The sequence below is a fragment of the Marinomonas sp. PE14-40 genome (assembly GCF_051623805.1).
GTDB lineage: Bacteria > Pseudomonadota > Gammaproteobacteria > Pseudomonadales > Marinomonadaceae > Marinomonas.
Genome location: NZ_CP130700.1, coordinates 4,437,366 through 4,462,527 on the forward strand (window position 1 = coordinate 4,437,366; position 25,162 = coordinate 4,462,527).

Annotated in this window: 21 protein-coding genes; 17 read left to right on the forward strand and 4 right to left on the reverse strand. The window is 41.0% G+C overall.

The window, feature by feature from the left end; all coding sequences use genetic code 11:
• Positions 1-22: 22 nt before the first annotated feature.
• From dapD to map, 4 genes are all read right to left on the reverse strand, one after another.
• Positions 23-1,060 (reverse strand): 2,3,4,5-tetrahydropyridine-2,6-dicarboxylate N-succinyltransferase, encoded by a 1,038-nt coding sequence (gene dapD / locus Q0A08_RS20515; RefSeq protein ID WP_438463344.1) that lies wholly within the window; start codon positions 1,058-1,060, stop codon positions 23-25.
• 155 nt (positions 1,061-1,215) lie between these two features.
• Positions 1,216-2,415, reverse strand: a complete 1,200-nt coding sequence (gene dapC / locus Q0A08_RS20520) for a succinyldiaminopimelate transaminase (RefSeq protein WP_438463345.1) — start codon at positions 2,413-2,415, stop codon at positions 1,216-1,218.
• A 10-nt stretch (positions 2,416-2,425) separates the two neighbouring features.
• Positions 2,426-5,110: a [protein-PII] uridylyltransferase gene (gene glnD, locus Q0A08_RS20525; protein ID WP_438463346.1), complete on the reverse strand. Its 2,685-nt coding sequence runs from the start codon at positions 5,108-5,110 to the stop codon at positions 2,426-2,428.
• Between the two features lie 44 nt (positions 5,111-5,154).
• Positions 5,155-6,009: a type I methionyl aminopeptidase gene (map, locus tag Q0A08_RS20530; RefSeq protein ID WP_438463347.1), complete on the reverse strand. Its 855-nt coding sequence runs from the start codon at positions 6,007-6,009 to the stop codon at positions 5,155-5,157.
• A 311-nt stretch (positions 6,010-6,320) separates the two neighbouring features.
• Here map and rpsB point away from each other — a divergent pair, with 311 nt between their 5' ends.
• The 17 genes from rpsB to accA all read left to right on the forward strand — a co-directional run bounded on the left by rpsB (position 6,321) and on the right by accA (position 25,147).
• Positions 6,321-7,058, forward strand: a complete 738-nt coding sequence (gene rpsB / locus Q0A08_RS20535) for a 30S ribosomal protein S2 (protein ID WP_438463349.1) — start codon at positions 6,321-6,323, stop codon at positions 7,056-7,058.
• 80 nt (positions 7,059-7,138) lie between these two features.
• Entirely contained in the window at positions 7,139-7,999 is an 861-nt protein-coding gene (gene tsf, locus Q0A08_RS20540) for a translation elongation factor Ts (protein ID WP_438463350.1), read from the forward strand.
• Between the two features lie 136 nt (positions 8,000-8,135).
• Positions 8,136-8,858 (forward strand): UMP kinase, encoded by a 723-nt coding sequence (gene pyrH, locus Q0A08_RS20545; RefSeq protein WP_438463351.1) that lies wholly within the window; start codon positions 8,136-8,138, stop codon positions 8,856-8,858.
• A 7-nt stretch (positions 8,859-8,865) separates the two neighbouring features.
• The gene (gene frr, locus Q0A08_RS20550; RefSeq protein WP_438463352.1) at positions 8,866-9,423 is read left to right on the forward strand and encodes a ribosome recycling factor; all 558 of its coding nucleotides are present in this window, start codon (positions 8,866-8,868) and stop codon (positions 9,421-9,423) included.
• A gap of 62 nt (positions 9,424-9,485) precedes the next feature.
• Complete coding sequence (locus Q0A08_RS20555; protein ID WP_438463354.1) at positions 9,486-10,232, forward strand: isoprenyl transferase; 747 nt, start codon at positions 9,486-9,488, stop codon at positions 10,230-10,232.
• 2 nt (positions 10,233-10,234) lie between these two features.
• Entirely contained in the window at positions 10,235-11,038 is an 804-nt protein-coding gene (locus tag Q0A08_RS20560; RefSeq protein ID WP_438463355.1) for a phosphatidate cytidylyltransferase, read from the forward strand.
• Positions 11,038-12,213 (forward strand): 1-deoxy-D-xylulose-5-phosphate reductoisomerase, encoded by a 1,176-nt coding sequence (gene ispC / locus Q0A08_RS20565; protein ID WP_438463356.1) that lies wholly within the window; start codon positions 11,038-11,040, stop codon positions 12,211-12,213. The genes Q0A08_RS20560 and ispC overlap by 1 nt, the downstream gene beginning before the upstream one ends.
• Positions 12,210-13,556, forward strand: a complete 1,347-nt coding sequence (rseP, locus tag Q0A08_RS20570) for an RIP metalloprotease RseP (protein WP_438463357.1) — start codon at positions 12,210-12,212, stop codon at positions 13,554-13,556. The genes ispC and rseP overlap by 4 nt, the downstream gene beginning before the upstream one ends.
• Positions 13,557-13,567: 11 nt before the next feature.
• Positions 13,568-15,886: an outer membrane protein assembly factor BamA gene (gene bamA, locus Q0A08_RS20575; protein ID WP_438463359.1), complete on the forward strand. Its 2,319-nt coding sequence runs from the start codon at positions 13,568-13,570 to the stop codon at positions 15,884-15,886.
• Between the two features lie 12 nt (positions 15,887-15,898).
• Positions 15,899-16,393 carry an OmpH family outer membrane protein gene (locus Q0A08_RS20580; RefSeq protein WP_438463360.1) on the forward strand — a complete coding sequence of 165 codons (495 nt, stop codon included), beginning with the start codon at positions 15,899-15,901 and terminating at the stop codon, positions 16,391-16,393.
• The gene (gene lpxD / locus Q0A08_RS20585) at positions 16,393-17,406 is read left to right on the forward strand and encodes a UDP-3-O-(3-hydroxymyristoyl)glucosamine N-acyltransferase (protein WP_438463361.1); all 1,014 of its coding nucleotides are present in this window, start codon (positions 16,393-16,395) and stop codon (positions 17,404-17,406) included. The genes Q0A08_RS20580 and lpxD overlap by 1 nt, the downstream gene beginning before the upstream one ends.
• Before the next feature lie 25 nt (positions 17,407-17,431).
• Positions 17,432-17,869 carry a 3-hydroxyacyl-ACP dehydratase FabZ gene (fabZ, locus tag Q0A08_RS20590; protein WP_438463363.1) on the forward strand — a complete coding sequence of 146 codons (438 nt, stop codon included), beginning with the start codon at positions 17,432-17,434 and terminating at the stop codon, positions 17,867-17,869.
• On the forward strand, positions 17,869-18,645 hold the full coding sequence (gene lpxA, locus Q0A08_RS20595; RefSeq protein WP_438463364.1) for an acyl-ACP--UDP-N-acetylglucosamine O-acyltransferase: 777 nt from the start codon (positions 17,869-17,871) through the stop codon (positions 18,643-18,645). The genes fabZ and lpxA overlap by 1 nt, the downstream gene beginning before the upstream one ends.
• An 84-nt stretch (positions 18,646-18,729) precedes the next feature.
• Positions 18,730-19,905 (forward strand): lipid-A-disaccharide synthase, encoded by a 1,176-nt coding sequence (gene lpxB, locus Q0A08_RS20600; protein WP_438463365.1) that lies wholly within the window; start codon positions 18,730-18,732, stop codon positions 19,903-19,905.
• A gap of 12 nt (positions 19,906-19,917) precedes the next feature.
• Complete coding sequence (gene rnhB, locus Q0A08_RS20605) at positions 19,918-20,556, forward strand: ribonuclease HII (RefSeq protein WP_438463366.1); 639 nt, start codon at positions 19,918-19,920, stop codon at positions 20,554-20,556.
• Positions 20,557-20,566: 10 nt separating this feature from the next.
• Positions 20,567-24,043: a DNA polymerase III subunit alpha gene (dnaE, locus tag Q0A08_RS20610; RefSeq protein ID WP_438463367.1), complete on the forward strand. Its 3,477-nt coding sequence runs from the start codon at positions 20,567-20,569 to the stop codon at positions 24,041-24,043.
• A gap of 156 nt (positions 24,044-24,199) precedes the next feature.
• The gene (accA, locus tag Q0A08_RS20615; RefSeq protein WP_438463368.1) at positions 24,200-25,147 is read left to right on the forward strand and encodes an acetyl-CoA carboxylase carboxyl transferase subunit alpha; all 948 of its coding nucleotides are present in this window, start codon (positions 24,200-24,202) and stop codon (positions 25,145-25,147) included.
• Positions 25,148-25,162 lie beyond the last annotated feature (15 nt).

Genomic DNA, 25,162 nt, shown 5'->3' on the forward strand with positions numbered 1-25,162 from the left:
ATTAGATCGCGCTAGATAAAACTTAGTTGTTAGCGTGAAGTTCTTCGTTCAGGCTAACGGCAGATTTATTGGTGCGACATTCAACTGCACCTGTTTCTGAATTACGAATGAATAGTAGGTCAGATTTGCCAGATAGCTCACGTGCTTTCACAGTAGCAACTTCATTACGATTTTCATCGCGAACTAGAACTTTTTGTCCAGCAGTGATGTATAGGCCTGCTTCTACTGTACAGCGATCGCCAAGACCAATACCAATACCCGCATTTGCACCGACTAGGCATTTTTCACCTACGCCTATGATGATTTCGCCGCCGCCAGATAGTGTGCCCATGGTAGAGCAGCCAGCACCAAGGTCTGAACCTTCACCAATAACAACGCCAGCAGAGATTCGGCCTTCAATCATTGAGTTGCCTAAAGTACCTGCATTAAAGTTACAGAAGCCTTCATGCATTACTGTCGTGCCTTCACCAAGGTGCGCGCCAAGACGAATACGGGCTGCATTACCAATACGAACACCTGATGGCACAACAAAGTTAGCCATTTTAGGGAACTTATCAACGCTAAAGATTTCGATTGTACGGCCTTCCATACGAGCGCTTAGTTGGCGATCTGCTAGTTCTCTAACGTCGATAGGGCCATCGCTTGTCCAAGCTGTGTTGATTAATAAGCCAAACATGCCAGTTAGGTTTGTGCTGTGAGGCTTAATTACACGATGAGAAATTAGCTGAAGTTTTAGGTAAACTTCAGCTGGGTTGCTTGGTGCTACATCATTGCTTAGTAGGCAAAGAATAACTGGCTGAGTTGATGCTTTTAGGCGTGATGCAAGTTCAGCTTGCTCAATGTTACCTGCTTTAAGTAGGCTCATGTGAAGGCGGTTAAGGTCGCTTTCATCCAACACAATAGTATCATTGCCTTCTGTGTAGCTAGTGCTTTCAAGGATCGCATCAATAACGGCTTTTTCAGGATTGATGATAGGGTTTGAGTAAAAAACTTCTAACCACTCACCTTCTGTATTTTGTGTGCCTATGCCTAAACCTAATGCGAAAAATTGACTGCTCATTAATTAACTCCAACGCGGTAAATATAAAGTTAGTTCAAGCTAAGCTGTCTCCAGCTTAACCTGTAAAAGTGAATGCCAGTATGGTATCAGTTTCAAATTAATTTGGCTTTGCTGAAATGATAAAAATACTGGCGTTTTTTGATAAAAAATTTTGCTTATTTTGTGTGTTTTAACATGAAGCGTTTAATGCGGGATGCTGCTTCAACACAATCTTGCGTAGTAGCTACAAGGGCCATGCGCACGTGGTTTTTAGCAGGGTTAATACCTTCTACATCACGAGCAAGGTAACGACCAGGTAATACTAGTACCGCTTCTTCTTGGTAAAGTTTTTGGCAAAAAACTTCATCGTCCATATCTAGTTGGGGCCAAAGGTAAAAGCCTGCATCAGGTTTGTTTACTTTCATTACTGGTGTCAGGATCTCTAGTACCTGCTCAAACTTTTCACGATAAAGGTTGCGGTTTTCTAATACGTGTCCTTCGTCGTTCCAGGCGCTAATGGAAGCCATTTGGGTTTGCAGTGCCATCGCGCAGCCATGGTAGGTTCGATAAAGTAAAAAGCTGGCGAGAATATCGGCATCCCCAGCAACAAAGCCAGAGCGTAACCCTGGTAGGTTTGAGCGCTTAGATAAAGAGTGAAAAACGAGACAGTTTTTATACTCTGGATTATCCAATCTCTGGCAGGCTTCTAATAGGCCTGTTGGTTTTGTATTTTCATCGAAATAGATTTCTGAATAGCATTCGTCAGCAATGATGGTGAAATCAAACTCAGCTGACTTTTTAAGCAGGAACTCATAGTCTTCTAGTGTTGTGACATAACCATTAGGATTGTTCGGAGAGCAAGTAAATACGATTTGAGTATCTTGCCAAACCTGATCACTGATGCAGGTATAGTCAATTTTATAGTTTTGCTCTGGATTGCCGGCTAAAAAGTGTAGCTTTGCGCCAGCTAGAATAGTTGCTCCCTCGTAAATTTGATAAAAAGGGTTTGGGCTAATTACTGTGGCATTAGGTTTGGTTGAGTCTACAAGTGTTTGGGTGATGGCAAAAAGGGCTTCACGGGTACCTGTTACGGGTAAAACTTGAGTGTCAGGGTTTAGCTGATTCAGTTGAAAGCGCTTACTTGCCCAGTTGGCGATACTTTGTCTTAGCTCTGGGGTGCCTTTGGTGCCTGGGTACTTGCTAACCTTATCTAAGTTTTGAGTGAGTGTATCCAACACGAATTGTGGTGCTGGATGTTGTGGTTCACCTATGGTGAGTTTTATTAACTCAAGGTCTTTGTTGGGTGTGATATCGGCTAAAAGCTTAGCGAGCTTTTCAAACGGGTACGGGTGTAGTTCATTTATTGATGGATTCATTTCTTCCTCGCTAATTGGCTTGTGAAAATAAGTCGATTTTTTCTTCGAGTTGTTGGCAGAGCTGTTTAATGCGGGCCTCTTCTAAAATTGGCTCACCACTTTTCTCTGTGATGTAAAAGGTGTCTTCTACTCGTTCACCTAAGGTGGCAATTTTAGCTTTATGTAACATGACGTTTTTGGTCATAAAGAATTGGCCGATCATAGCAAGTAGGCCAGGGCGGTCTGGAGCAATCACATCCATGGCAGACCAAATGTCTTCTGGGTTGTTTTCAAGACTGACTCTGGCGGCATTATTAAAGATTTTAAGAATTCTTGGTGTGTATCTTTGAATCAAGCTTTCATAAAGAGAAGGAGACTCTAGTTGTTCAATTAAGGTGTCTTGGATGAGTTTGATTTTTGCATTATCGAGATTCCAGTTGGTGTTGCTATCATTATCATCCATCACGACGAGGGTGTCTAAACTGTAGTTATGGGTCGTGATATTGATCTTGGCATCAAGAATGGTTAGGCCCAATTGCTCAAGTGTGGCAGCCGTAACGGCAAAGAGGTGATCGCTACATGGGGTATAGACAAAAATACGGTTAGCACCTGAAAAGTTTCGGCCACCCAGTGATTTAATGGCGACTAATGGCTTATCGCTTTTGTGGTTTATAATGGCCTCTGTGTTCCAGGCAATTTCATCGCCGCTGGAACGTATGAAATATTCATCATCTATGGTTTCCCAGATGTTTTCCGCTTCACACATGTCGACGCGACGCTCAATAAGTACTTCTAAGGCTCTTTGCTTATGCTCGTCAATGAGCATCTCTGCATCTATTGGTGAGTCTAGACCGCGTCTTAAGGCTCGCTTGGTTTCTAAATAGAGTTGGCGCATTAATGAGGCGCGCCAGCTATTCCACATAGCAGGATTGGTCGCATTAATATCTGCCACGGTCAAAATGAAAAGATGGTCTAGGTGTTCTTGGTCTTTAACTATGCGTGCAAATTCCCAAATGACTTCAGGGTCTGAGATATCTTTACGCTGAGCGGTAACAGACATGAGTAGGTGGTTTCTAACAAGCCAAACAATCAGTTCTGTATCATGCTTAGATAGGCTATGTCTCTCACAAAAAGCTCTAGCATCTTGGCAACCTAACTCAGAGTGATCTCCGCCTCTGCCTTTTGCTATGTCGTGATATAGCCCAGCGATATAAATAAGCTCTACTTTAGGTAGATGACGAATTGTTTGAGATGAAATTGGAAATTTTTGTTTATACTCCGGCAGCCAAAGTCTGCGCAGGTTTTCTACTAATTGTAGAGTGTGGGCATCAACCGTATAAACATGGAATAGGTCGTGTTGCATCTGACCTATGATGGCTTCAAATTCGGGTAGGTAGCGGCCCAATATGCCAATGTGTTTCATGGAGCGTAATAGGCTGGTCATGCTGTATGGACTTGAGATAATGTCCATAAAGAGCTCTGTGTTGTGCTTATCGTACCTAAATTCATCATCAATCAGATCTAGGCTGTTTTGCAGGGCTCGCATAGTGTTGGCGCGTAAGCCTTTGATATCTTCTCTGCTGCCTAAAACCACATAAACTTCTAAAATTGCAGAGGGGGTTTTACGAAAAATATCCTGATCGCGAATATCTAGTTGCCCGTTATGGACTTGAAATCTGTCATTAATGATTTCTGTAATATTGCTTTGATCTGGGTATAAAAATGATTCTTCAAAGTGTTGTAGTAATAAATCGTTTAGTTGTTGTATTGCAGCAACACTTTGATAGTAGCCTTGCATAAAATGTTCGACGTTACGTTTCAGATCATCACCGATAAAGCCAAATGTACCAGCCAGGCTGCGTTGATGGTCAAACAATAAGCGATCTTCTTTGCGGTTGGTTTCAATGTGCAGAGCCCAACGGATTCGCCATAAATGAGAAACCGCCTCTTTTAGTCTGTGATACTCGTCTTCGGATAAAAATGACTTATTAATAAGGGCACTTAATCTATGGGTGTGTAAGTGACGTTTGGCAACCCAGTCAATGACTTGCATATCTCTTAGTCCACCAGGGCACTCTTTTAGATTAGGCTCTAAATTGTAGGCTGTGTTTTGGTATTTTTCGTGCCTTTGTTCTTGCTCTTTGATTTTTGCTTGATAAAACGAGTGGCCATCCCACATGTGTTCAACGTCAATAGCAAGTTGTACGTTAGCAAGTAGATCAGGTTCGCCTGCTAGGTGGCGTGACTCTATCAAATTAGTGATTATGGTTATGTCATCTTGAGCGAGTTTGACGCATTCGTCATGGGTGCGAACGCTGTGACCCACATCTAAATTGATATCCCATAAGAAGGTGATAAAAGCTTCAAGTTTGAGTTTAAGAGACTCATTTACTTGATTGATCAGGATAAGTAAGTCGACATCAGATTTCGGATGTAATTCACCACGACCATAACCGCCTACAGCAACTAGACAGACGTCTTTTTCTTGGTCTAGGCCTTTTGCTTGCCATGCAGTGAGAAGCACTTGGTCGATGAGGCTGGCGCGGCCTTTTACTAGCCATTCAATCGGGAGTTGTTGTAAAAAAAGTTGGTTGAGTGCTTCGCTTTTTGTCTCAATAATGTCTTTGTATATTGAGACGGGACAGCTTGCTTGACTTAATTCTTGCTGCTCTTTTTCGGTGAGAGTGGGTAAGTCTATATGTGCAGGGCTGTCCATCTTGGTCCTCTTTGTTTTTGTCGGGTATGGTTTATGGCATTGAGTTAACTAAAGTCTTCTTCTGCGCGTTTAGTTAAAATTTCAACGCCATCTGCGGTCACTAGAAGTGAGTGTTCGTATTGTGCAGATAGGCGGCCGTCTTTTGTTTTTGCAATCCAATTGTCTTGCCCGGAGTGCTTAACCTGCTTTTTACCTGCATTGATCATAGGTTCAATGGTAAAAGTCATGCCTTCTTCGATGACTGCCCCTGTTCCTGCTGTGCCGTAATGTGCAACTTGAGGTTCACCATGGAAAGTTGTGCCAAGGCCGTGGCCGCAATACTCTTCAACAACTGAATAGTTGTGTTTGTGTGCATGTGCTGCAATAGCGGCCCCTAAGTCACCAATGCGAACGCCTGGCTTAACCATTTTGATGGCAAGGTATAGGCACTCTTGGGTGACTTTGCATAAGCGTACTAAGTGAGGTGCTGGTTCGCCTGCGAAAAACATGCGGCTTGTGTCACCATAATAACCATCTTTAATAACGGTAATGTCTATGTTAACCGCGTCACCTTTTTTTAGCGCTTTAGCATTTGGGATGCCGTGGCAAATAACATCATTTACTGATGTGCAAATTGAATTAGGGAAGCCATGGTAGTTAAGTGGTGCAGGAATGGCGCCTTGTTCAGATACTATGTAGTTATGCGCAATAATATCTAGTTGATCAGTAGTAACGCCAGGAACAACATAGGGTAATAGCATTTCGAGTACTTCAGATGCTAAGCGACCAGCAGTGCGCATGCCTTCAATATCGGCAATGTCGGTAAATCGAGTTGCCGCTATTTTAGGTGTCCATTTTGGCACATCAACTCGGCCATTCTTTGTGAGTTCTTTAATTTGGTTTAAAATTTCGTTGCTCATGATAGAAAATGATGTCTGATTTAAGATGCCTGCTATTCTACATGAGACAGCATGGATATTCCCTCTTTTTACTGACTAAAAACAGAAGAAAAAACGCCCTTGGCTAATATCTTCTTTTGATTGTGTTGTAATTATGGTATAAACACGCCGCTTGAATCTTAATTGCTTTTCGATTCAAGTTTTATTAAACAAACCTTAACGACCTTACCACAATTAACTGCCTCTCCTTGGGTGCCAATGGTTGCTTTAAACCTTGTCTGGCTGGAGTAGTAGGTTGGTAAGTGATAAACAACCCAAACAAGGATATTATTATGCCTACAGTTTCTATGCGCGACCTTTTACAAGTCGGCTCTCACTTCGGTCACCAAACTCGTTACTGGAACCCAAAAATGAAGCCTTTCATTTTCGGTGCTCGTAACAAGATTCATATCATCAACCTTGAGCACACTGTACCTGCTCTTAACGATGCTCTAGAGCTAGTTAAGAAAATGGCAGAGAACAAAAACAAAGTTTTGTTCGTTGGTACTAAGCGTGCAGCGTCTAAGACAATGAAAGAGCAAGCTCAACGCTCTTCTATGCCTTACGTTAATCACCGTTGGTTAGGTGGTATGTTGACCAACTACAAAACTATCCGTGCTTCTATCAAGCGTCTACGTGACCTTGAAGCTCAAATGAACGACGGTACTTTTGAAAAAATCACTAAGAAAGAAGCTTTGATGCGCACGCGTGAGCTTGAAAAACTTGAGCTTTCTATCGGTGGTATCAAGGATATGGGTGGTCTTCCTGATATCCTTTTCGTTGTTGATGTTGATCACGAACGCATCGCAATTAAAGAAGCTAACAAGCTAGGTATTCCAGTAATCGGTGTTGTTGATACTAACAGCAACCCAGATGGCATTGATTATGTAATTCCAGCTAATGATGACGCTATCCGCGCTGTTCAGTTGTATGTAACTGCATTCGCTGACGCTGTTCTTGAAGGTCGCGGTGCGGCTGCAGGATCTGCTGATGAGTTTGTTGAAGTTAGCGAAGCAACTGAAGCTAACTAATTAGGACTTTCCTAATTTTGAAAGGGGGGCTTGAACGCCCCCTTTTTTAAATTTTAAATTCGTATTAAGAGGATTTACAAATGGCAGCAGTAACTGCGGCAATGGTAAAAGAATTACGTGAGCGTACCGCTCTTGGCATGATGGAGTGTAAAAAAGCACTTACAGCAGCTGGTGGCGATATTGAATTAGCAATTGAAGAATTGCGTAAAACAAGTGGTATGAAGGCAGCTAAAAAAGCTGGTCGTACTGCAGCTGAAGGTCGTCTAGTTATGCGCATTGCGCCAGACAACTCTTACGGCATATTGGTTGAAGTTAACGCTGAGACTGACTTTGCGACTCGTGATGATAACTTTGGTGCTTTTGCAGAAAAAGTAGCTGATGTTGTTTTTGCAAGCAAAGAAACTAACATGGAAACGCTATTGGCTGGCGAAATCGGCGAATTACGTGAAGCACTAGTACAGAAGATCGGTGAAAACATTGCTCCTCGTCGTGCTGTTGTTATTGAAGGTGGTTTGGTTAGTGGTTACCTACACGGTAATGGCCAAATTGCAGTATTGACTCAACTTGAAAATGGTTCTGATGAGCTAGCTAAAGATGTGTCTATGCATGTTGCAGCAGTTGCGCCACGTGTTGTACGTGGTGATGATATGCCTGCTGATGTTCTTGCTAAAGAAGAAGAGATCATCCGTGCTCAGCCTGATATGGCAGGCAAACCAGCTGAAATCGTTGATAAAATGATTGTTGGTCGTATGAAGAAATTCTTGGCTGAAAATAGCCTAGTTGAACAGCCTTTTGTTAAGAACCCAGATGTTAAAGTGGGTCAGCTAGCGAAAGATGCTGGTGCAACAATTACTTCTTTCGTTCGCCTTGAAGTGGGTGAAGGTATTGAAGTTGAAGAAGTTGATTTCGCTGCAGAAGTTGCAGCTCAGCTTAAAGGTTAATCTTAGCTGAACGACTTCATAAAAAGGGCAGCTAGACTGCCCTTTTTTATAATTATTCATCTTACAAAGATGGATACTTTATATCAGGCTGATATTTTTGCCTGAGTATTAACAATGCCATTACCGGAGATTGAATATGCCGATTGAAAAAAACGCCAATTATAAAAGAATTTTGTTAAAGCTAAGTGGTGAAGCTTTAATGGGTGACGAAAAATTTGGTATCGACCCTAAAGTGTTAAATAGAATTGCGCTTGAAATTGGTCAATTGCGAGGTATAGGCGTTGAAGTTGGTATAGTTATTGGTGGTGGTAACTTATTTCGTGGACAAGCTTTAAGTGAAGCAGGGATGGATCGTGTGACTGGTGACCATATGGGTATGCTAGCAACGGTTATGAATGCCTTGGCAATGCGTGACGCACTCGAAAGAGCTAATATTACGACACGTGTTATGTCTGCAATTACTATGACAGGGATAGTTGAACCTTACGATCGTCGACGTGCAATGCGTTTGATGAAAGAAGGTGATGTGCTGATTTTTTCTGCAGGCACTGGTAACCCATTCTTCACAACAGATTCAGCGGCATGTTTGCGTGGTATCGAAATTGATGCTGATGTCGTTCTAAAAGCGACTAAAGTTGATGGTGTTTATTCTGCTGATCCAATGAAGGAACCAGATGCTGTTAAATATGATACATTAAACTATGACGAAGTATTGGAAAAACAATTAGGAGTCATGGACTTAACTGCAATATGCCTGACTCGCGATCACCATATGCCAATACGTGTATTTAATATGAATAAGCCTGGTGCACTCATCAATGTGATTGTGGGAAGCAATGAAGGCACACTAATTAAGTGAGAAAGTTATGATTGATGAAATTTTGTTAGATTCAGAAGAGCGTATGGGGAAATCTATCTTAGCGGTAGAGACAGCATTTAAAAAAATTCGTACAGGTCGTGCTCACCCAAGTATCTTAGACTCAGTAAGAATTGACTATTATGGCTCAGATACGCCTCTTAGTCAGGTTGCGAATATTACAGTAGAAGATGCACGTACTTTAGGTATTTCTCCTTGGGAAAAAAACCTAGTGCCTGAAATCGAAAAGGCAATTATGAAGTCTGATCTAGGGCTGAATCCTTCGACTACTGGTGGTCTGATTCGTATACCTATGCCTGCTTTGACTGAAGAGACGCGTAAAAACTATTTCAAGCAAGCGAAAGCGGAAGCAGAAGGTGCGCGTGTTTCTATTCGAAATATTCGCCGTGATGCTAATGCCAGCTTTAAATCTTTAGTAAAAGAGAAAGAGATTTCTGAAGATGATGAGCGTCGTGCACATGACCTAGTGCAAAAACTGACTGATAAGTTTGTTGCAGAAGTTGAAGATCGCTTAGCTAAAAAAGAAAAAGACCTAATGGCAATCTAAAAATCTTAATGGAGCCCCTTAGGGCTCCATTAAGCGTTTTTCTTTAAAATAAGGTTTTGTGTATGTCTGGATCGTCAAGCGACGAACTAAACCATCAGGCGGGTGAAGTAGCTAATATTCCTGCTCATATCGCCATAATTATGGATGGTAACAATCGCTGGGCTAAAGGAAAGTTTTTACCGAGTCTTGCTGGTCATAAAGCTGGCGCGACTGCAGTGCGACGTGTTGTAGAGGCGTCTGCTAAGACTGGTGTAAAGGTTTTAACTTTATTCGCCTTTTCTAGCGAAAACTGGAAACGCCCAAAAGCAGAAGTTGATGCACTCATGATGCTCTTTATGCGCTCTTTGAAGAAGGAGCTAAAGCGTATGCATGAGCAAAATATTCGACTTAGGATTATGGGTGATGTGTCAGGTTTTAGTGCTAATTTACAGGCGCAAATCGCTTACACAGAGCAACAAACTCAAGCTAATGAAGGGATGCAATTAGTTATTGCGGCAAATTATGGTGGGCGTGGTGATATTGCTCAAGCTGCCCAGCGCATTTGTCAAAAAGTGGTAGAAGGCGATTTATCTATTAATCAAATAGATGAAGATTCGATTTCAAGTCAACTTTACCTTTCAGATCTTCCTGACCCAGACCTTATTATACGAACCTCTGGTGAGGAGCGTATTAGTAACTTCTTGTTATGGCAGGCAGCCTATTCGGAGTTTGTTTTTTTACCTGTGCTTTGGCCTGATTTTAATGCTGATGATCTTCAATATGCGATTGATCTTTATCAGCAGCGCCAAAGACGTTATGGCGGTCGATAATTATGCTTTTACCTAGAGTGCTAAGTGCCATTGTTATGGCAATCGTGTTTGTTTATGTGGTAGTTACCTTCAATGAAGTCGGTTTTATGCTTTTCACTGGAGCGGTGTTAGTTGTCGCTGCTTGGGAGTGGGCTAGACTTTCTGGTATTACAAGGCAGCAAACTCGAATTGCTTTTGCTGGCATGGTAGCAACCTTATCTTATGGTGTTGCTATTTTTGAGTTGCAGCGAGCTATGTTGTGGGTTACTCCAGTGCTTTGGTGCTTTGCTCTCTACTGGGTCATTGCTTACCCAGAAATGAAGGCATGGAAAGGTCGTTTTCTCAGGTTGTCATTTGGTTTGAGTATATTGCTGACAACCTGGTGCGCTTTAGCTGTAATAAAGCAAGGTAGCCAATTCATTACTTATCTCATTCTTCTGATGACTCTTATTTGGGGGGCTGATACAGGAGCGTATTTCACGGGGCGATTATTTGGTAAACGCAAATTAGCGCGCCACGTAAGTCCAGGGAAATCCTGGGAGGGTGTGATTGGTGGTGTTGTATTAACCCAGATAGGGCTTTTTATCTTTGCTACTTACCAAGAGCTGGCTTTAATACCTACCCTTATTCTATCTGCAATAGGTTTAGTGACTGTTGCTGTCTCTGTTTTGGGTGATTTGACTGAAAGCTTGTTTAAACGACATGAGGGCTTAAAGGATTCAAGTCGACTCATACCAGGTCATGGTGGCGTAATGGATCGCATTGATAGTGTAACGTCAGCCGCTCCAATCTTTGTGCTTCTTATGATGAATGTGGGATGGTTGTAATGCAAAATATCTGTCTTTTGGGTGCGACCGGTTCAATTGGTTCAAGTACACTTGATTTGATTTCTCAGCACCCAGATAGGTTTAGGCTCATTTCAGCTGCGGCTAACGAAAGTGTTGAGCGTATGGTTGAAATTTGTCATGAGTTTCAGCCTGAGCGAATTGTCATGGGGTCTGAAAAAGCGCGTGACGCTGTCGCCCAAGCTTGTCCGAATCTTTCTATCCAATTTGATTATGATACGACAGCAATGACAGAAATTGCTTCAGAGTCAAATGTAGATCAAGTCGTTGCAGCGATAGTAGGTTTTGCAGGGTTGACTTCCACTTTAGCTGCTATTCGAGCGGGCAAACGTGTTTTGTTAGCTAATAAAGAGTCGCTTGTTACTGCTGGTAAGCTTTTTATGGATGAGGTTGCCAAGCACGATGTCACTTTAATGCCGATTGATAGTGAGCATAATGCGATCTATCAATGTCTTCCTCAAAATGAGTCTGGTGCGATCAAAAGATCGGTTGATAAGATTTTATTAACGGCATCAGGTGGCCCATTTCGAAGCTTTAGCAATGAGCAAATGTTATCTGTGACGCCTGAGCAGGCGTGTAAACACCCAAACTGGTCGATGGGGCGTAAAATTTCTGTCGACTCCGCCAGCATGATGAATAAAGGTCTTGAGTTAATAGAGGCTTGTTGGTTGTTTGATGTTGAACCTGATGATATTGAAGTTGTTATTCATCCACAAAGTATTATTCATTCTATGGTGTCATATGATGATGGCTCAGTTATCGCACAAATGGGTAACCCTGATATGAAGGTGCCTATTGCTTATGGTATGACTTGGCCTGAACGTATTACCACACAAGTTGAGCCGCTAGACTTGTTTGAGATTGCTCAATTGGATTTCTCTAAGCCTGATTTAGAAAAGTTTCCTAATCTAAGGCTTGCTGCAGATGCTTGGTATATCGGTGGTACTGCAATGGCAAGTTTAAATGCAGCAAATGAAGTTGCTGTAGATGCTTTTTTGAATAAACGCATAGGCTTTTTAGATATTGCCAAAATAAATACTGAAGTACTTGAACAAACAGCAGTTTTTCCTGTCACAGATTTGGAAGCTGTATTTGGCGCTGATAAAACGGCGCGTCAAAAAGCAAATGATGTTATTAATTCTAAGGCGTTTTTGTGATTCAGAGTGTGCTGTCCATTATCGTTGCTTTAGGTGTGCTCATAACCTTTCATGAGTTTGGTCACTATATTGTGGCGCGTGCTTGTGGTGTAAAGGTACTTAGATTTTCAGTTGGCTTTGGTAAGCCAATTTTTAAATGGGTAAATCGACTAGGTACTGAGTTTACATTGGCGCTTATTCCACTTGGCGGATACGTCAGAATGTTGGATGAGCGAGAAGGTGAGGTACTTGATACTCAAAAGCACGAGGCGTTTAACAATAAAACTGTTTGGCAACGAATTGCTATCGTTGCAGCCGGGCCTTTAGCTAATTTTTTGTTAGCGATTATTCTGTATGCTGTTGTGGCATTACAGGGGGTTCAAACAGTTTCTCCTGTGATAGGTGGTATAAAGGCTGATTCAATTATTGCTCAATCGTCTTTGCAAATCGGTGATGAGCTTACTTGGATTAATGGTGAAGACGTTGCGTCTTGGCAACAAGTTAACCTCGCATTGGCGAATTTAATTGGTCAATCAGGTACTTATTCTTTTAGGTATATTCCGCAAGGGGGCTCGACAGAAATTGAATCTGAGATTCGACTACAAGCTTGGTTATCAGACTCAGAGCCTGTTGGCCTTATTAGCGAATTAGGACTCACTCCTAAGCGACCGAAAATGCCGGCAATTGTTGAAAAAGTATTGCCAGATGGTGCCGCAGAGCGAGCTGGTCTGAAAGAGAATGATCGGGTTGTTAAGATTGATGATGACCTAATCGAAGATTGGCAAGAATTTGTCGGTATAGTGCAAAAGAGTCCGCAGCAGGCTTTATCTGTCACTATAGTGCGAGATAATCAAGAAATTAAACTTATGCTAACGCCAAACTCAAGAGATATAGAGGGAGAGGCGATAGGTTATGTAGGTTTGATGGTAAAGCCAGTTGTATTAGATGCATCTTGGTATAAAGAAACCCAGTATGGTTTCTTTGAATCAATAGCTTATGGCATAGATCGTTCTGGTCAGATGATAAATTTAACCCTGTCATCTATTTATAAGATGATTAAGGGCTTAATTTCAATTGATAACTTATCTGGTCCAATTACTATTGCCAAGGTTGCAAGTGCATCAGCAGAGTCTGGTTTGCAATCATTTCTACAGTTCATGGCCTATCTGAGTATTAGTCTTGGTGTGCTGAATCTGTTGCCCATTCCTGTATTGGATGGTGGTCATTTACTATTTTATGTTGTTGAGGCTGTGCGCAGAAAGCCTGTCTCTGAGAAAATTCAATATCTAGCTTATCGTATCGGAGCCTCTATGTTATTTGCTTTGATGCTGGTCGCTATTTTTAATGATATCGCCCGTTTGTAGAGAGGTTGTTAGTGAAGTTTGTTTTTACCTTATGTCTAATGTGTTTGAGTTTACCGGCGATTTCTAAAAGTGTTTCTCAAGTTCAAATAAATGGTTTGTTACAAGTGCCTGATGCTAGAGCATTTGAAATGATAGGTTATGAAGAAGAAACTGAGTATCAGTATGAATCCGTTCATGATGCAATTCAGACCTTATTTACATCCGGTTTCTTCAGCGATATTCAGGTTTATGAAGACCAAGGTGTGCTTACCTTTGAATTATTAGAAAGGCCTTCTATTGGCTTGCTGGTTATTGAGGGTAATGACTTAATACCAACAGAGGACTTAGAGAAAGGTTTGACTCGATCTTCACTAGAAGTGGGTGAGTTTTATAAGCCTGATACCTTGAATCAGATACAGCAAGAATTGCAGCGTCAATATTATGCTCTTGGGCGTTACAATGCTGATGTAGAGGTGATTACTGAAGAAATGCCACGTAATAGAGTGAGTGTCACAATCAATATTGATGAGGGTGAAACTGCTAAAATTGTGCATTTGAATGTGATAGGTAATCAATTTTTTACGGAAGAAGAAATTACCAAAGACTTCCTATCTATGGAAACGGGGTTCTTTAATCCATTTGGCTCAGGTGATGAGTACGCCAAACCTAAAATTCAAGCCGATTTGGATAGTTTGAAAAGTTACTATTTAGACCGCGGTTTTCTTGACTTTGAAATAGTGTCTAGTCAAGTGAGTTTGTCGCAAGATAAGCAAGATGTTTATATTGTTATTAATATCGAAGAAGGCCCTCAATACTTTGTTGATGAGGTTTTGCTAAATGGCGAGTTAGTTTTAGAAGAATTTGAAATATTTGAAAAAATCACCCAAGAAGAAGGCGATGTTTTCTCGAGAGCAAGAGCAACAAAAGATTTAGAGACTGTTTCTGCTTTATTAGGTGACCATGGGTATTTATTTACTAAGGTAAATATTATCCCTGAGAAACTAGAGGGTGATAAGGTTAAATTGACCTATCATGTAACGCCAGGGCCTAAAGTCTATGTTAGACGTATTAATTTTTCGGGCAACTCAGAAACGAGAGATGAAGTGTTGCGTCGTCAAATGGTGCAATTTGAAGGTAGTTTAGCTAATCATTCCAATATACAGCAATCAAAACGACGGATTGAGCGTTTAGGTTACTTTGGTGAGGTGACGTTAAGGACAATACCTGTAAAGGGAAGCAACGATCAGGTAGATATTGATATCTCGGTAGAAGAGCAACCATCGGGTAGTATACAAGCCAGTATTGGTTACTCTGAAGGTGATGGTATGCAACTTGGTTTTGGTATTTCTAAACGTAACTTTTTAGGGACAGGTAATAAAGCATCTTTCAATATAAGCACTTCAGATACAAAGAAAGCTTATACTCTATCCTACGATAACCCGTTTTTCACAGTGGATGGTATTAGTCGTGGTTTTGATGTGTTTTATAAAACCACAGATTATGATGAAGATGATGAGGTGGAAGACTACAGTCTTGATAGTTTAGGGGCGACAGTTAGGTTTGGTTACCCTATTTCAGATACGCAGAGAATAACTTTTGGCGTAACAGCTAAAGAAACGAAAATACAATTAGGAACAGATCCATCAAATGAAACCAGTGATTATGTAAATCAATATGGTGATAATTTTGATGATATCATCGGGAGTGTCACTTGGAGTGATAGTGACCTTGTTGGTGGTATGTTGCCTACTCAAGGCTACTCTACTCGATTGAGTTTGAGCTTAACGACACCTATTAGTGATCAAGAGTATGGGAAATTAGATTTAAACTCTCAGCGATATTGGAGTCTTAATGGCTCTAACCTGTGGCTACTTAGGTTAAAAGGTAAGCTAGGATATGGTTTTGGTTATGGTGGTTCTGAGCAATTGCCTTTTTATGAAAACTATTATGCTGGCGGTGTTTACTCTGTAAGAGGTTTCGATAGTTCATCACTTGGGCCATTGAACTCATATCCAAGTACTTCATCTGAGACACCTGATGCTTTAGGCGGTAATATATCCATTACGGGAACTGCTGAGTTTATTTTCCCTATGCCTATGGTTGAAGATCATAAGTCTGTACGGACTGCCTTTTTTATCGATGCGGGTAACGTTTTTACTGATAACTGTTATAGTGGTAATACAGGCTGTGAGGAAGGCGTTGATCTTGCAGAAATTCGTTTTAGCGCGGGTTTTAGTTGGACCTGGGTAACGCCTATCGCACCATTATCGTTTAATTTGGCAAGAGCTTTGAATGCTAAAACGGGTGATGATACCGATGCTTTCCAATTTCAGTTAGGGACTACGTTTTAATAAGGAATCATAATGAAACGTTCAATTATTTTTGTCATTTTTACTTTGTTTTCTTTTTCGGCTTTTGCTACAAATGTCGTCACACTTGATTTTCGTGTTGCTGTTTTACAAAGCAATATTGGCCAAGAAGCGGCAAAAGTACCAAGAGAAAAAGTTGCAAAAATGGAGCAGCAATTAAATGCAGCAAAAGCTGAGCTGGACGATAAAAAAGTTAGTTTGCAGCGAGATGAGCTAACACTAGATCCTGAAACATTTAAGCAACGTCGTCAGGCATTGGCTAAAAGAGAATCTGAGTTAAGAGCGGCTGCAAGTAATATGCAGCGCCAAGCTCAAAAGCTTGAAAAAGATCTTTTAGCAAAATTGACACCTGATGCAGAAGTTGTTTTAAAGGGTATTATTCAAGAAAAAAGTATAGATTTAGTGCTTAATCGCCAATTTAGCCTATATGCAGGACCAAACATAGATATTACTAATGAGTTAACAAAACGTCTCAATGAGAGTAATTAATGGCTTTTAGTTTAGAGCAAATAGCATCCCATATTGACGGGCGTGTTATTGGTGATACATCTTATGTTATTGAAAAACTGGGAACGCTTGAGCATGCAGATGCTCAGGCGTTAAGCTTTTTAGCAAACCCTAAGTATCAAAGCCAGCTTGCTACTACTCAAGCGGGTGCTGTTTTAATTGCTGATAAAGCCTTATCCCAAGGCTTAAAGAATGCAGTTCTTGTTTCTAATCCTTACCTTGCTTTTGCAAAATTAACTCACCTTTTTGATAATCGACCTAAACCAGAGGCAAGTATTCATCCATCAGCAAGCATAGATGAAAGTGTTGTTTTAGGTAAGAATGCTAAAATTGCTGCAAACGTAGTGCTTGAGAAAGGTGTTTGCCTTGCGGACAATGTTGAGATAGGTCCAAACTCAGTGATTGGAGCAAATGTTAAAGTCGGTGAAAATACACGGATAGCCGCGAATGTTACTCTTTATTATAATGTGGAAATAGGCAAAGAGTGCTTATTACACAGTGGTTGCGTTATTGGTGCGGATGGTTTTGGTTTTGCCCCAAGTTCAGAAGGTTGGGTTAAAATTATGCAACTTGCTGCCGTTACCTTAGGTAATAATGTAGAAATAGGGGCAAATACCACAATTGATCGTGGTGCCCTTGAGAACACTAGAATCGGTAATGGTGTTATCATTGATAACCAAGTTCAAATTGCTCATAACGTGATAATTGGCGATAATAGTGCGATTGCAGGTTGTTCAGCTGTAGCTGGTAGTACTCAGATTGGACAGCGTTGTACGATTTCTGGAGGAGTTGGCATTATAGGGCATTTAACAATTGCTGATGATGTACATGTGACTGCAATGAGTCTAGTAAGTAAGTCTATCCATAAATCAGGCTCTTACTCCTCAGGTACTGGATTAGAAGCGACAGATAAGTGGCGTAAAACTGCTGCCAGACTACGAAGAATTGATGATATGGCTAAACACATAGCCAAGTTAGAAAATAAACTAAAGTAAGAAAAAAATATAAGGTCGATAGTAGATGATGGATGTAAATGAGATTCGCCGATATCTCCCACACAGATACCCTTTTTTGTTGGTAGATCGTGTTGTTGATATTAAGTTGGGTGAATCAATTGTGGCTTATAAAAATGTCACAGTGAATGAGCCGTTTTTCAATGGTCACTTCCCTGATCATCCGGTTATGCCTGGTGTTCTAATTATAGAAGCAATGGCGCAAGCTGCAGGTGTCCTAGGTTTTAAAACTATGGATAAAACACCTCAAGATGGTTCTATCTATTACTTCGTAGGTGCCGATAATACTCGATTTAAACGTCCTGTTGTTCCTGGTGATAGAGTGCAACTAGAAGCTGAAATTATCACTGAACGCCGTGGTATATGGAAGTTTGCTTGTAAAGCGACAGTAGATGGCGAACTTGCTTGTTCCGCAACTATTTTATGTGCAGATAGGAAGCTCTAGTGACGATTCATGCATCAGCCATTGTTGACCCTAATGCCGAAATCGACCCGAGTGTCGAGATTGGGCCTTTTTCTGTGATTGGTGCAAATGTCAAAATTGGAGCGGGAACGATAGTTAAATCTCATGCTGTTATTAATGGTCATACGACGATTGGTGAAGGTAATGAAATTTATCAGTTTGCCTCAGTAGGTGAAGCTAACCAAGATAAAAAATATCAAGGCGAACCAACTCTACTTGTGATTGGTGATAATAATATTATCCGTGAAAATGCCACAATACATAGAGGCACGATTCAAGATAATGGTATTACTCAAATAGGTAATGGTAATTTGTTTATGGCTAGCACGCATGTTGGTCATGACTGTATTGTTGGTGACAATAATATATTGGCAAACTATGTTGCTTTAGCGGGACATGTTGTCATTGGGGATTCCATTATCCTAGGTGGTTACACAGGTATTCACCAATTTTGTCAGGTAGCCTCATATAGTATGTGTGGTATGGGTTCAATGGTTACTAAAGATATTCCAAATTATGTCATGGTGTCTGGTAATCCGGCGAAAGCTCATGGCATGAACTTCGAAGGAATGCGTCGTAGAGGCATGTCTAAAGACGTTATTAAAGCGTTAAGAACTGCCTACAAATGTATCTATCTAAAAGGCAGTAAATTAGAGGATGCAGTGAAAGAACTTGAGCAAGGTTTAGCATTAGAATATGCCGAAGTTGCAATGTTTTTGGCTTCAATAAAACGTTCAAAACGCGGTATTATTAGATAATATTAATAATTTAGTTTATTGAAGCTACTTAAAACCCCAGACACTTCTGGGGTTTTTTGTTAATTCGGTTTATGAGGGAAATAAGTGTCAAATCATTACATCTTGGTGGCAGGCGAAGCATCTGGCGATATTTTGGGTGCAAGCTTAATTTCTCATTTAAAGCAGCTTGATCCAGATTCAAAATTTAGTGGTATTGGTGGTCCCTTAATGCAAGCTCAAGGGTTCACGTCTTTGGTACCAATGGATAGATTGTCTGTTATGGGGCTTGTTGAAGTTCTGGGTAGACTGAGAGAGTTGCTGTCTATTCGTAAGATGCTATTTAATCTGTGTGTTGAAAAACCACCGACTGCTTTTATTGGTATTGATTCTCCTGACTTTAATTTACCACTAGAAAAAAGGTTAAGACAGAAAGGGATAACTAGCATTCATTATGTGAGTCCCTCTGTTTGGGCGTGGCGTCAAAAGCGTATTTTCAAAATTAAAGAATCTGTTGATCTGATGTTAGCCTTATTCCCTTTTGAGACGGATATTTATCATGAGCATAAGATTCCAATTAAATGTGTTGGGCACTCATTGGCTGATGAAATTCCTTTACTTGTTGATCAAGTCAAAGCCCGTACTGAGTTAAAGCTTGAGTTAGAAGGTGATGCCATCTTTGCTGTTTTGCCGGGTTCGAGAGGTGGAGAAGTTAGTCGTTTAATGCCTATCTTTGCTAAAACGATGGCCATTATTAAAAAACAAATTCCTCATGCTCAGTTTCTGATACCAGCAGCGAATGCTCAAAGGCGAGTTCAGATTGAAGAGACAATTGCTTCCTTGATATTGAGTGATGACTTAAAAGCAGACTTATTACCTGCGATAGTGGTAACCGATGGTCTTTCAAGAGAGTGCATGGTAGCAGCTAATGCTGTGTTGCTTGCTTCTGGTACGGCGGCCCTAGAAGCAATGTTAGTGAAGCGTCCTATGGTTGTAGCATACCGATTTACCAAATTGACCTATGCCATCATGTCAAGAATGATTAAGGTGCCTTATGTGTCATTGCCTAATTTGTTGGCTAAAAAAGCATTAGTTCCTGAGTTAATACAAGATCAAGCAAACCCTGAAAAATTGGCTGAAAAATTAATAGAGTGTTGGCAGAATTTCTCACCAGGTACTGAAATGGCACAAACATTTGAGCGCCTACATAGAGAGCTTAAATTAAATGCCGGTCAACAAGCTGCCGAAGCTGTAGTTGCGTTGGTTAATCAAAAACAAGCATAGAGGCTAGGTAAGTTGGTGGAGAAAAAAAAGAAAGTAAAGCCTGTATTAGAACCCTTTGTGAGTGAGCAGTACACTGGCGATTTGTTTGCAGGTTCTGATGAAGCAGGGCGAGGGCCTCTTGCGGGTGATGTTGTTGCAGCCGCTGTGATACTCGATCCCAATAACCCAATTTTAGGTTTAGCTGACTCTAAGAAGTTATCTGAAAAAAAGCGTGTTGCTTTGTTTGATGAAGTAAAAGAAAAAGCGCTAGCATTTTGTATTGCCAGAGCTAGCGTGGCTGAGATTGATGAGATAAATATTCTTCATGCCAGTATGTTGGCCATGCAACGAGCTATCTCAGGTTTACCCATTGCACCTGAGCATGCCTTGATAGATGGTAACCGTCTTCCTAAAGATTTACCCTGCACAGCAGAGGCTGTTATAAAAGGGGATGATAGAGTCGAAGCGATTTCTGCTGCTTCTATTCTAGCTAAGGTAGAGCGTGATAATGAAATCAGTGCTTTGGCTGAGCGCTACCCAGGTTATGGTTTAGAAAAGCATAAAGGTTATCCAACTGCACAGCATTTGGAAGCACTAGAAGTGTTAGGTGTTACCCCTATCCATAGACAGAGTTTTGGCCCTGTTAAACGCATTATCGAAAAGTTAGCTTAAAGGTTTATACGTGTCGACATCCTTCGTACATCTTAAATTACATACAGAATTTTCTTTGGTCGATGGTCTTGTAAAGATTAAAGGCTTATTAGGCGCGACTGCTAATTTAGGTATGCCTGCTGTTGCAATGACAGATGAAAATAACCTTTGTGGTTTTGTTCGTTTTTATAAGGGCACAATGGGTAGTGGTATTAAGCCTATTTGTGGTGCTGATGTTGTTATTGAAGCTGACGGTGAATTAGAAGAGAACCATAGATTGACCTTGCTTGCTATGACAAACAAGGGTTACAAAAATATTATCGAGGTTATCTCTAAAGGCTATCAGTTAGGTCAGTTTGAAGGCAGACCGATAGTACAAAGAGCATGGGTCGAAGAGCATTCTGAAGATGTGATTCTTATTTCTGGTGCTCAGTATGGCGACATTGGTCAATATCTAACTTTGCAAAAAATAACTCATGCCAAGCATCAACTTGAGCGTTGGATGCAAGTTTTTCCTAATCGTTTTTATGTAGAGCTACAAAGAACCAGTCGTGCAGGAGAAGAAGAGTATATTCATGCTGTTATTCCTTTAGCCGTAGAGCTAGGGTGCCCTGTTGTTGCGACAAATGATGTGCGTTTTCTTAAGCGCGAAGATTTTGAGTCTCATGAAGCCAGAGTCTGTATTCATGATGGTGTCACTATTGATGATCCAAGACGTAAGAAGCGTTATTCAGAAGAGCAATACCTTAAATCTGCTGATGAGATGGAGGCCTTATTTGAAGATATTCCAGAGGCTCTTGAAAATACAGTGGAAATAGCAAAGCGTTGTAATGTGGATGTTTTGTTAGGTGAGTATTTCCTGCCTGACTTTCCCGTGCCGGAAGGCATGACGATGGATGTCTTTTTTAGTGAATTATCTTATAAAGGGTTAGAAGAGCGTTTTGAATTTTTAGTTAACAAATACGGCGATCGTATTGCTAATAAAAAGCAAGAATACTGGGATCGGCTGGACTTTGAGCTAAATATTATTAATCAGATGGGGTTCCCTGGTTATTTTTTAATCGTAATGGACTTTATTCAGTGGGCTAAAGATAACGACATTCCTGTTGGCCCAGGTCGTGGTTCTGGTGCCGGTTCACTTGTTGCTTATGCTCTAAAAATTACTGATTTGGATCCATTAGAATATGACTTACTGTTCGAACGTTTCCTTAATCCAGAACGTGTATCCATGCCCGATTTCGATATCGACTTTTGCATGGATAACCGAGATAAAGTAATTGATTATGTGGCTCGAACCTATGGTAGAGATGCGGTATCTCAGATTATTACGTTTGGTGCTATGGCTGCAAAGGCGGTAGTGCGTGACGTAGCTAGGGTACAAGGAAAACCCTATAGCCTTGGTGATAAACTTTCAAAGTTGATTCCTTTTGAAATAGGTATGACGTTGAATAAGGCGCTTGAAGAAGAGCCTATGCTAAAAGAGTTTATCGAAGGTGACGAGGAAGCTGGCGACGTTATGGAGATGGCACTTTCATTGGAAGGTGTTGTTCGAAATTTTGGTAAACACGCAGGTGGTGTCGTAATAGCCCCCACAAAACTGACTGACTTCTCACCACTTTACTGTGAAGAAGATGGCTCTGGTTTAGTAACTCAATACGATAAAAATGATGTTGAGGAGGCTGGTCTTGTAAAGTTTGACTTCTTAGGTCTAAAAACACTTACTGTTGTTGATTGGGCGATGAAGAATATTAACGATATTCTAGCCAGAGAAGGTAAGCCTGCACTTGATATTTCTCTTATTGATTTAGAAGATAAGCCAACTTATGACATGCTACAAAGAGCTGAGACGACGGCTGTTTTCCAGTTAGAGTCGCGAGGCATGAAGGAGTTAATTAAAAAACTATTGCCTTCACGTTTTGAGGATATTGTCGCTCTGGTTGCACTTTATCGACCAGGTCCTTTGGGATCGGGCATGGTAGATGACTTTATCAACCGTAAGCACGGTCGTGCAGAGCTTGCTTTCCCTCACCCTGACTATCAGCATGATGACCTAATCCCAGTACTTGAACCGACTTACGGTATTATTCTGTACCAAGAACAGGTTATGCAGATTGCTCAGGTACTTGCTAGATTCAGCTTGGGTGGCGCCGATTTGTTACGCCGTGCTATGGGTAAGAAGAAACCCGAAGTAATGGCAGAACAGCGCTTACTCTTTATGGAAGGTGCGGGTAAATACGATATTAGTGATGACCTGTCGGGTAATATTTTCGACTTGATGGAAAAGTTTGCTGGTTATGGTTTTAACAAATCTCACTCTGCGGCATATGCCTTAGTTTCTTATCAAACTGCATGGTTGAAGCATCATTATCCTGCACCATTTATGGCCGCAGTATTATCTGCTGATATGCAGAATACCGATAAGATAGTTATCTTTATCGAAGAATGTAGGGCAATGAAACTCCAGCTTGAATTGCCAAATGTTAATGAGTCTGTTTATAAATTTACTGTTAATCGTGATAGCGCCATTGTTTATGGACTCGGTGCGATTAAGGGTGTGGGTGAAGGGCCAATTGAAGCGATCACTCAGGCTCGTGAAGATGGTCCATTTGAGCATATTTTTGATTTTTGCCAGCGAATTGGTAAAAAAGTTAATAAACGCGTCATGGAAGCGCTTATCCGATCGGGTGCGTTAGATCAAATTGGACCAAACCGAGCCACTTTGTTTGCATCTATTGATGAAGCTCTAAAGCGTGCCGACAGAATTGCTAAAGATGAAGACGCTGGCATGATGGATCTTTTCGGTGTTGCTGTTGAAGAGTCTACGGAAGGTGCCTATGACGAAATAGGTATTCAGCATGAGTGGCCGTCTCGCCAGCGATTAGATGGTGAAAAAGATACGCTGGGCTTATATGTAACAGGCCACCCTATTGATGATTATGAAAAAGAAATTCGACGCTTTGCTCGCTCTCGTATTGTTGATTTGCAGCCAAAACGAGGTGATTCGCAAATTATGGCGGGTCTTATTGTTGAGATGCGAATTACGAAAAGTAAGAAAGGCGGTAATATTGCATTTGTGACCTTAGATGATAGGTCGGCACGTATTGAAGTAACCGTTTTTCCTGATAGCTTTGAAGAATTTAAAGATGTGATTCAAAAAGATCAGGTAGTGGTTGTTGAGGGAGAAATCAGTAACGACGAATTCCGAGGTGGCCAGAAGGTTATCGCCCGTAAAGTAATGGACATAGCTCAAGCGCGGATTAGGTATGTCCAAGCCTTAAGGATCGATTGGCAGTCTGATACAGTGTCGAGCATGGATATTCAAACCTTGTCTCAGTTCTTACAACCTTATCGTGGCGATGGCTGTGATGTAGTGGTAAGTTTTGCAACAGATCATGCAGAAGGGGACATTTGTTTGGGGCAAAGTTGGAAAATCATGCCTGATGACCAATTAATGTACGATCTTAAAAAACAATACGGTCAACAAAACGTTCAGCTCGTGTATAATTAGCGACATTTTAGAATTATAAGACAGAAAACTTGTTGATATTATTGATGCAATTTAATGGTATTAGACAAGTAGTGATTGGAATGACTCTGATTTCTTTAGAGAAATCATATAAAAAGAGCATTCTCTAGATGGCAACTAAACAGCAGTGATTAAATAATGAATTTAAACTATTTACCTTTTGAACAACCAATTGCTGAACTCGAGCAAAAAATTGAAGAGTTACGCTTGGTTGGTAATGATAACCAACTTAATATCAGCGACGAAATTAGTCGTTTAGAAGAGAAAAAGATTACCCTGACTCAGTCACTGTTTAGTAATCTAGGCGCATGGGAAGTATCTCAGCTTGCTCGTCACCCAAAACGTCCTTATACCTTGGATTATATCGAGCACGCTTTTACCGATTTTGAAGAAATGCATGGCGACCGTCATTATGCTGACGATCGTGCTATTGTTGGTGGTGTTGCTCGTTTAGATGGTAAGCCAGTTATGGTTATCGGCCATCAAAAAGGCCGTGAAGTAAAAGAAAAAGTACTTCGTAACTTTGGTATGCCAGCACCAGAAGGTTATCGTAAGGCGCTACGTTTGATGCAAACGGCTGAACGTTTCAATATGCCAATAGTGACTTTAATTGACACTCCAGGGGCGTATCCAGGTATCGGTGCTGAAGAGCGCGGCCAAAGTGAAGCCATTGCTTACAATCTGGCTGTTATGTCTCGTCTAAAAACGCCTATCATAGCGACGGTTATTGGTGAAGGTGGTTCTGGTGGTGCGTTAGCAATCGGCGTATGCGATGAACTTATGATGATGCAATACGGTACCTATTCAGTAATTTCTCCAGAAGGTTGTGCGTCAATTCTTTGGAAAAGTGCTGATCGTGCTTCTGATGCTGCTAAAGCTATGGGAATTACTGCGGATCGTCTACAAGAGCTTGGTCTAGTTGATAAAATTATCACTGAACCTATGGGTGGTGCACATGTACATCATGAGCAAACCGCACAAAGCTATAAAGAGAATGTGCTTGAAGCGTTAGACCGCATGAAAGCGTTAACCACAGATGAGTTATTAGAGCGTCGCTATCAAAGATTAATGTCTTACGGACTTTAATGTTTGATTGCTCAG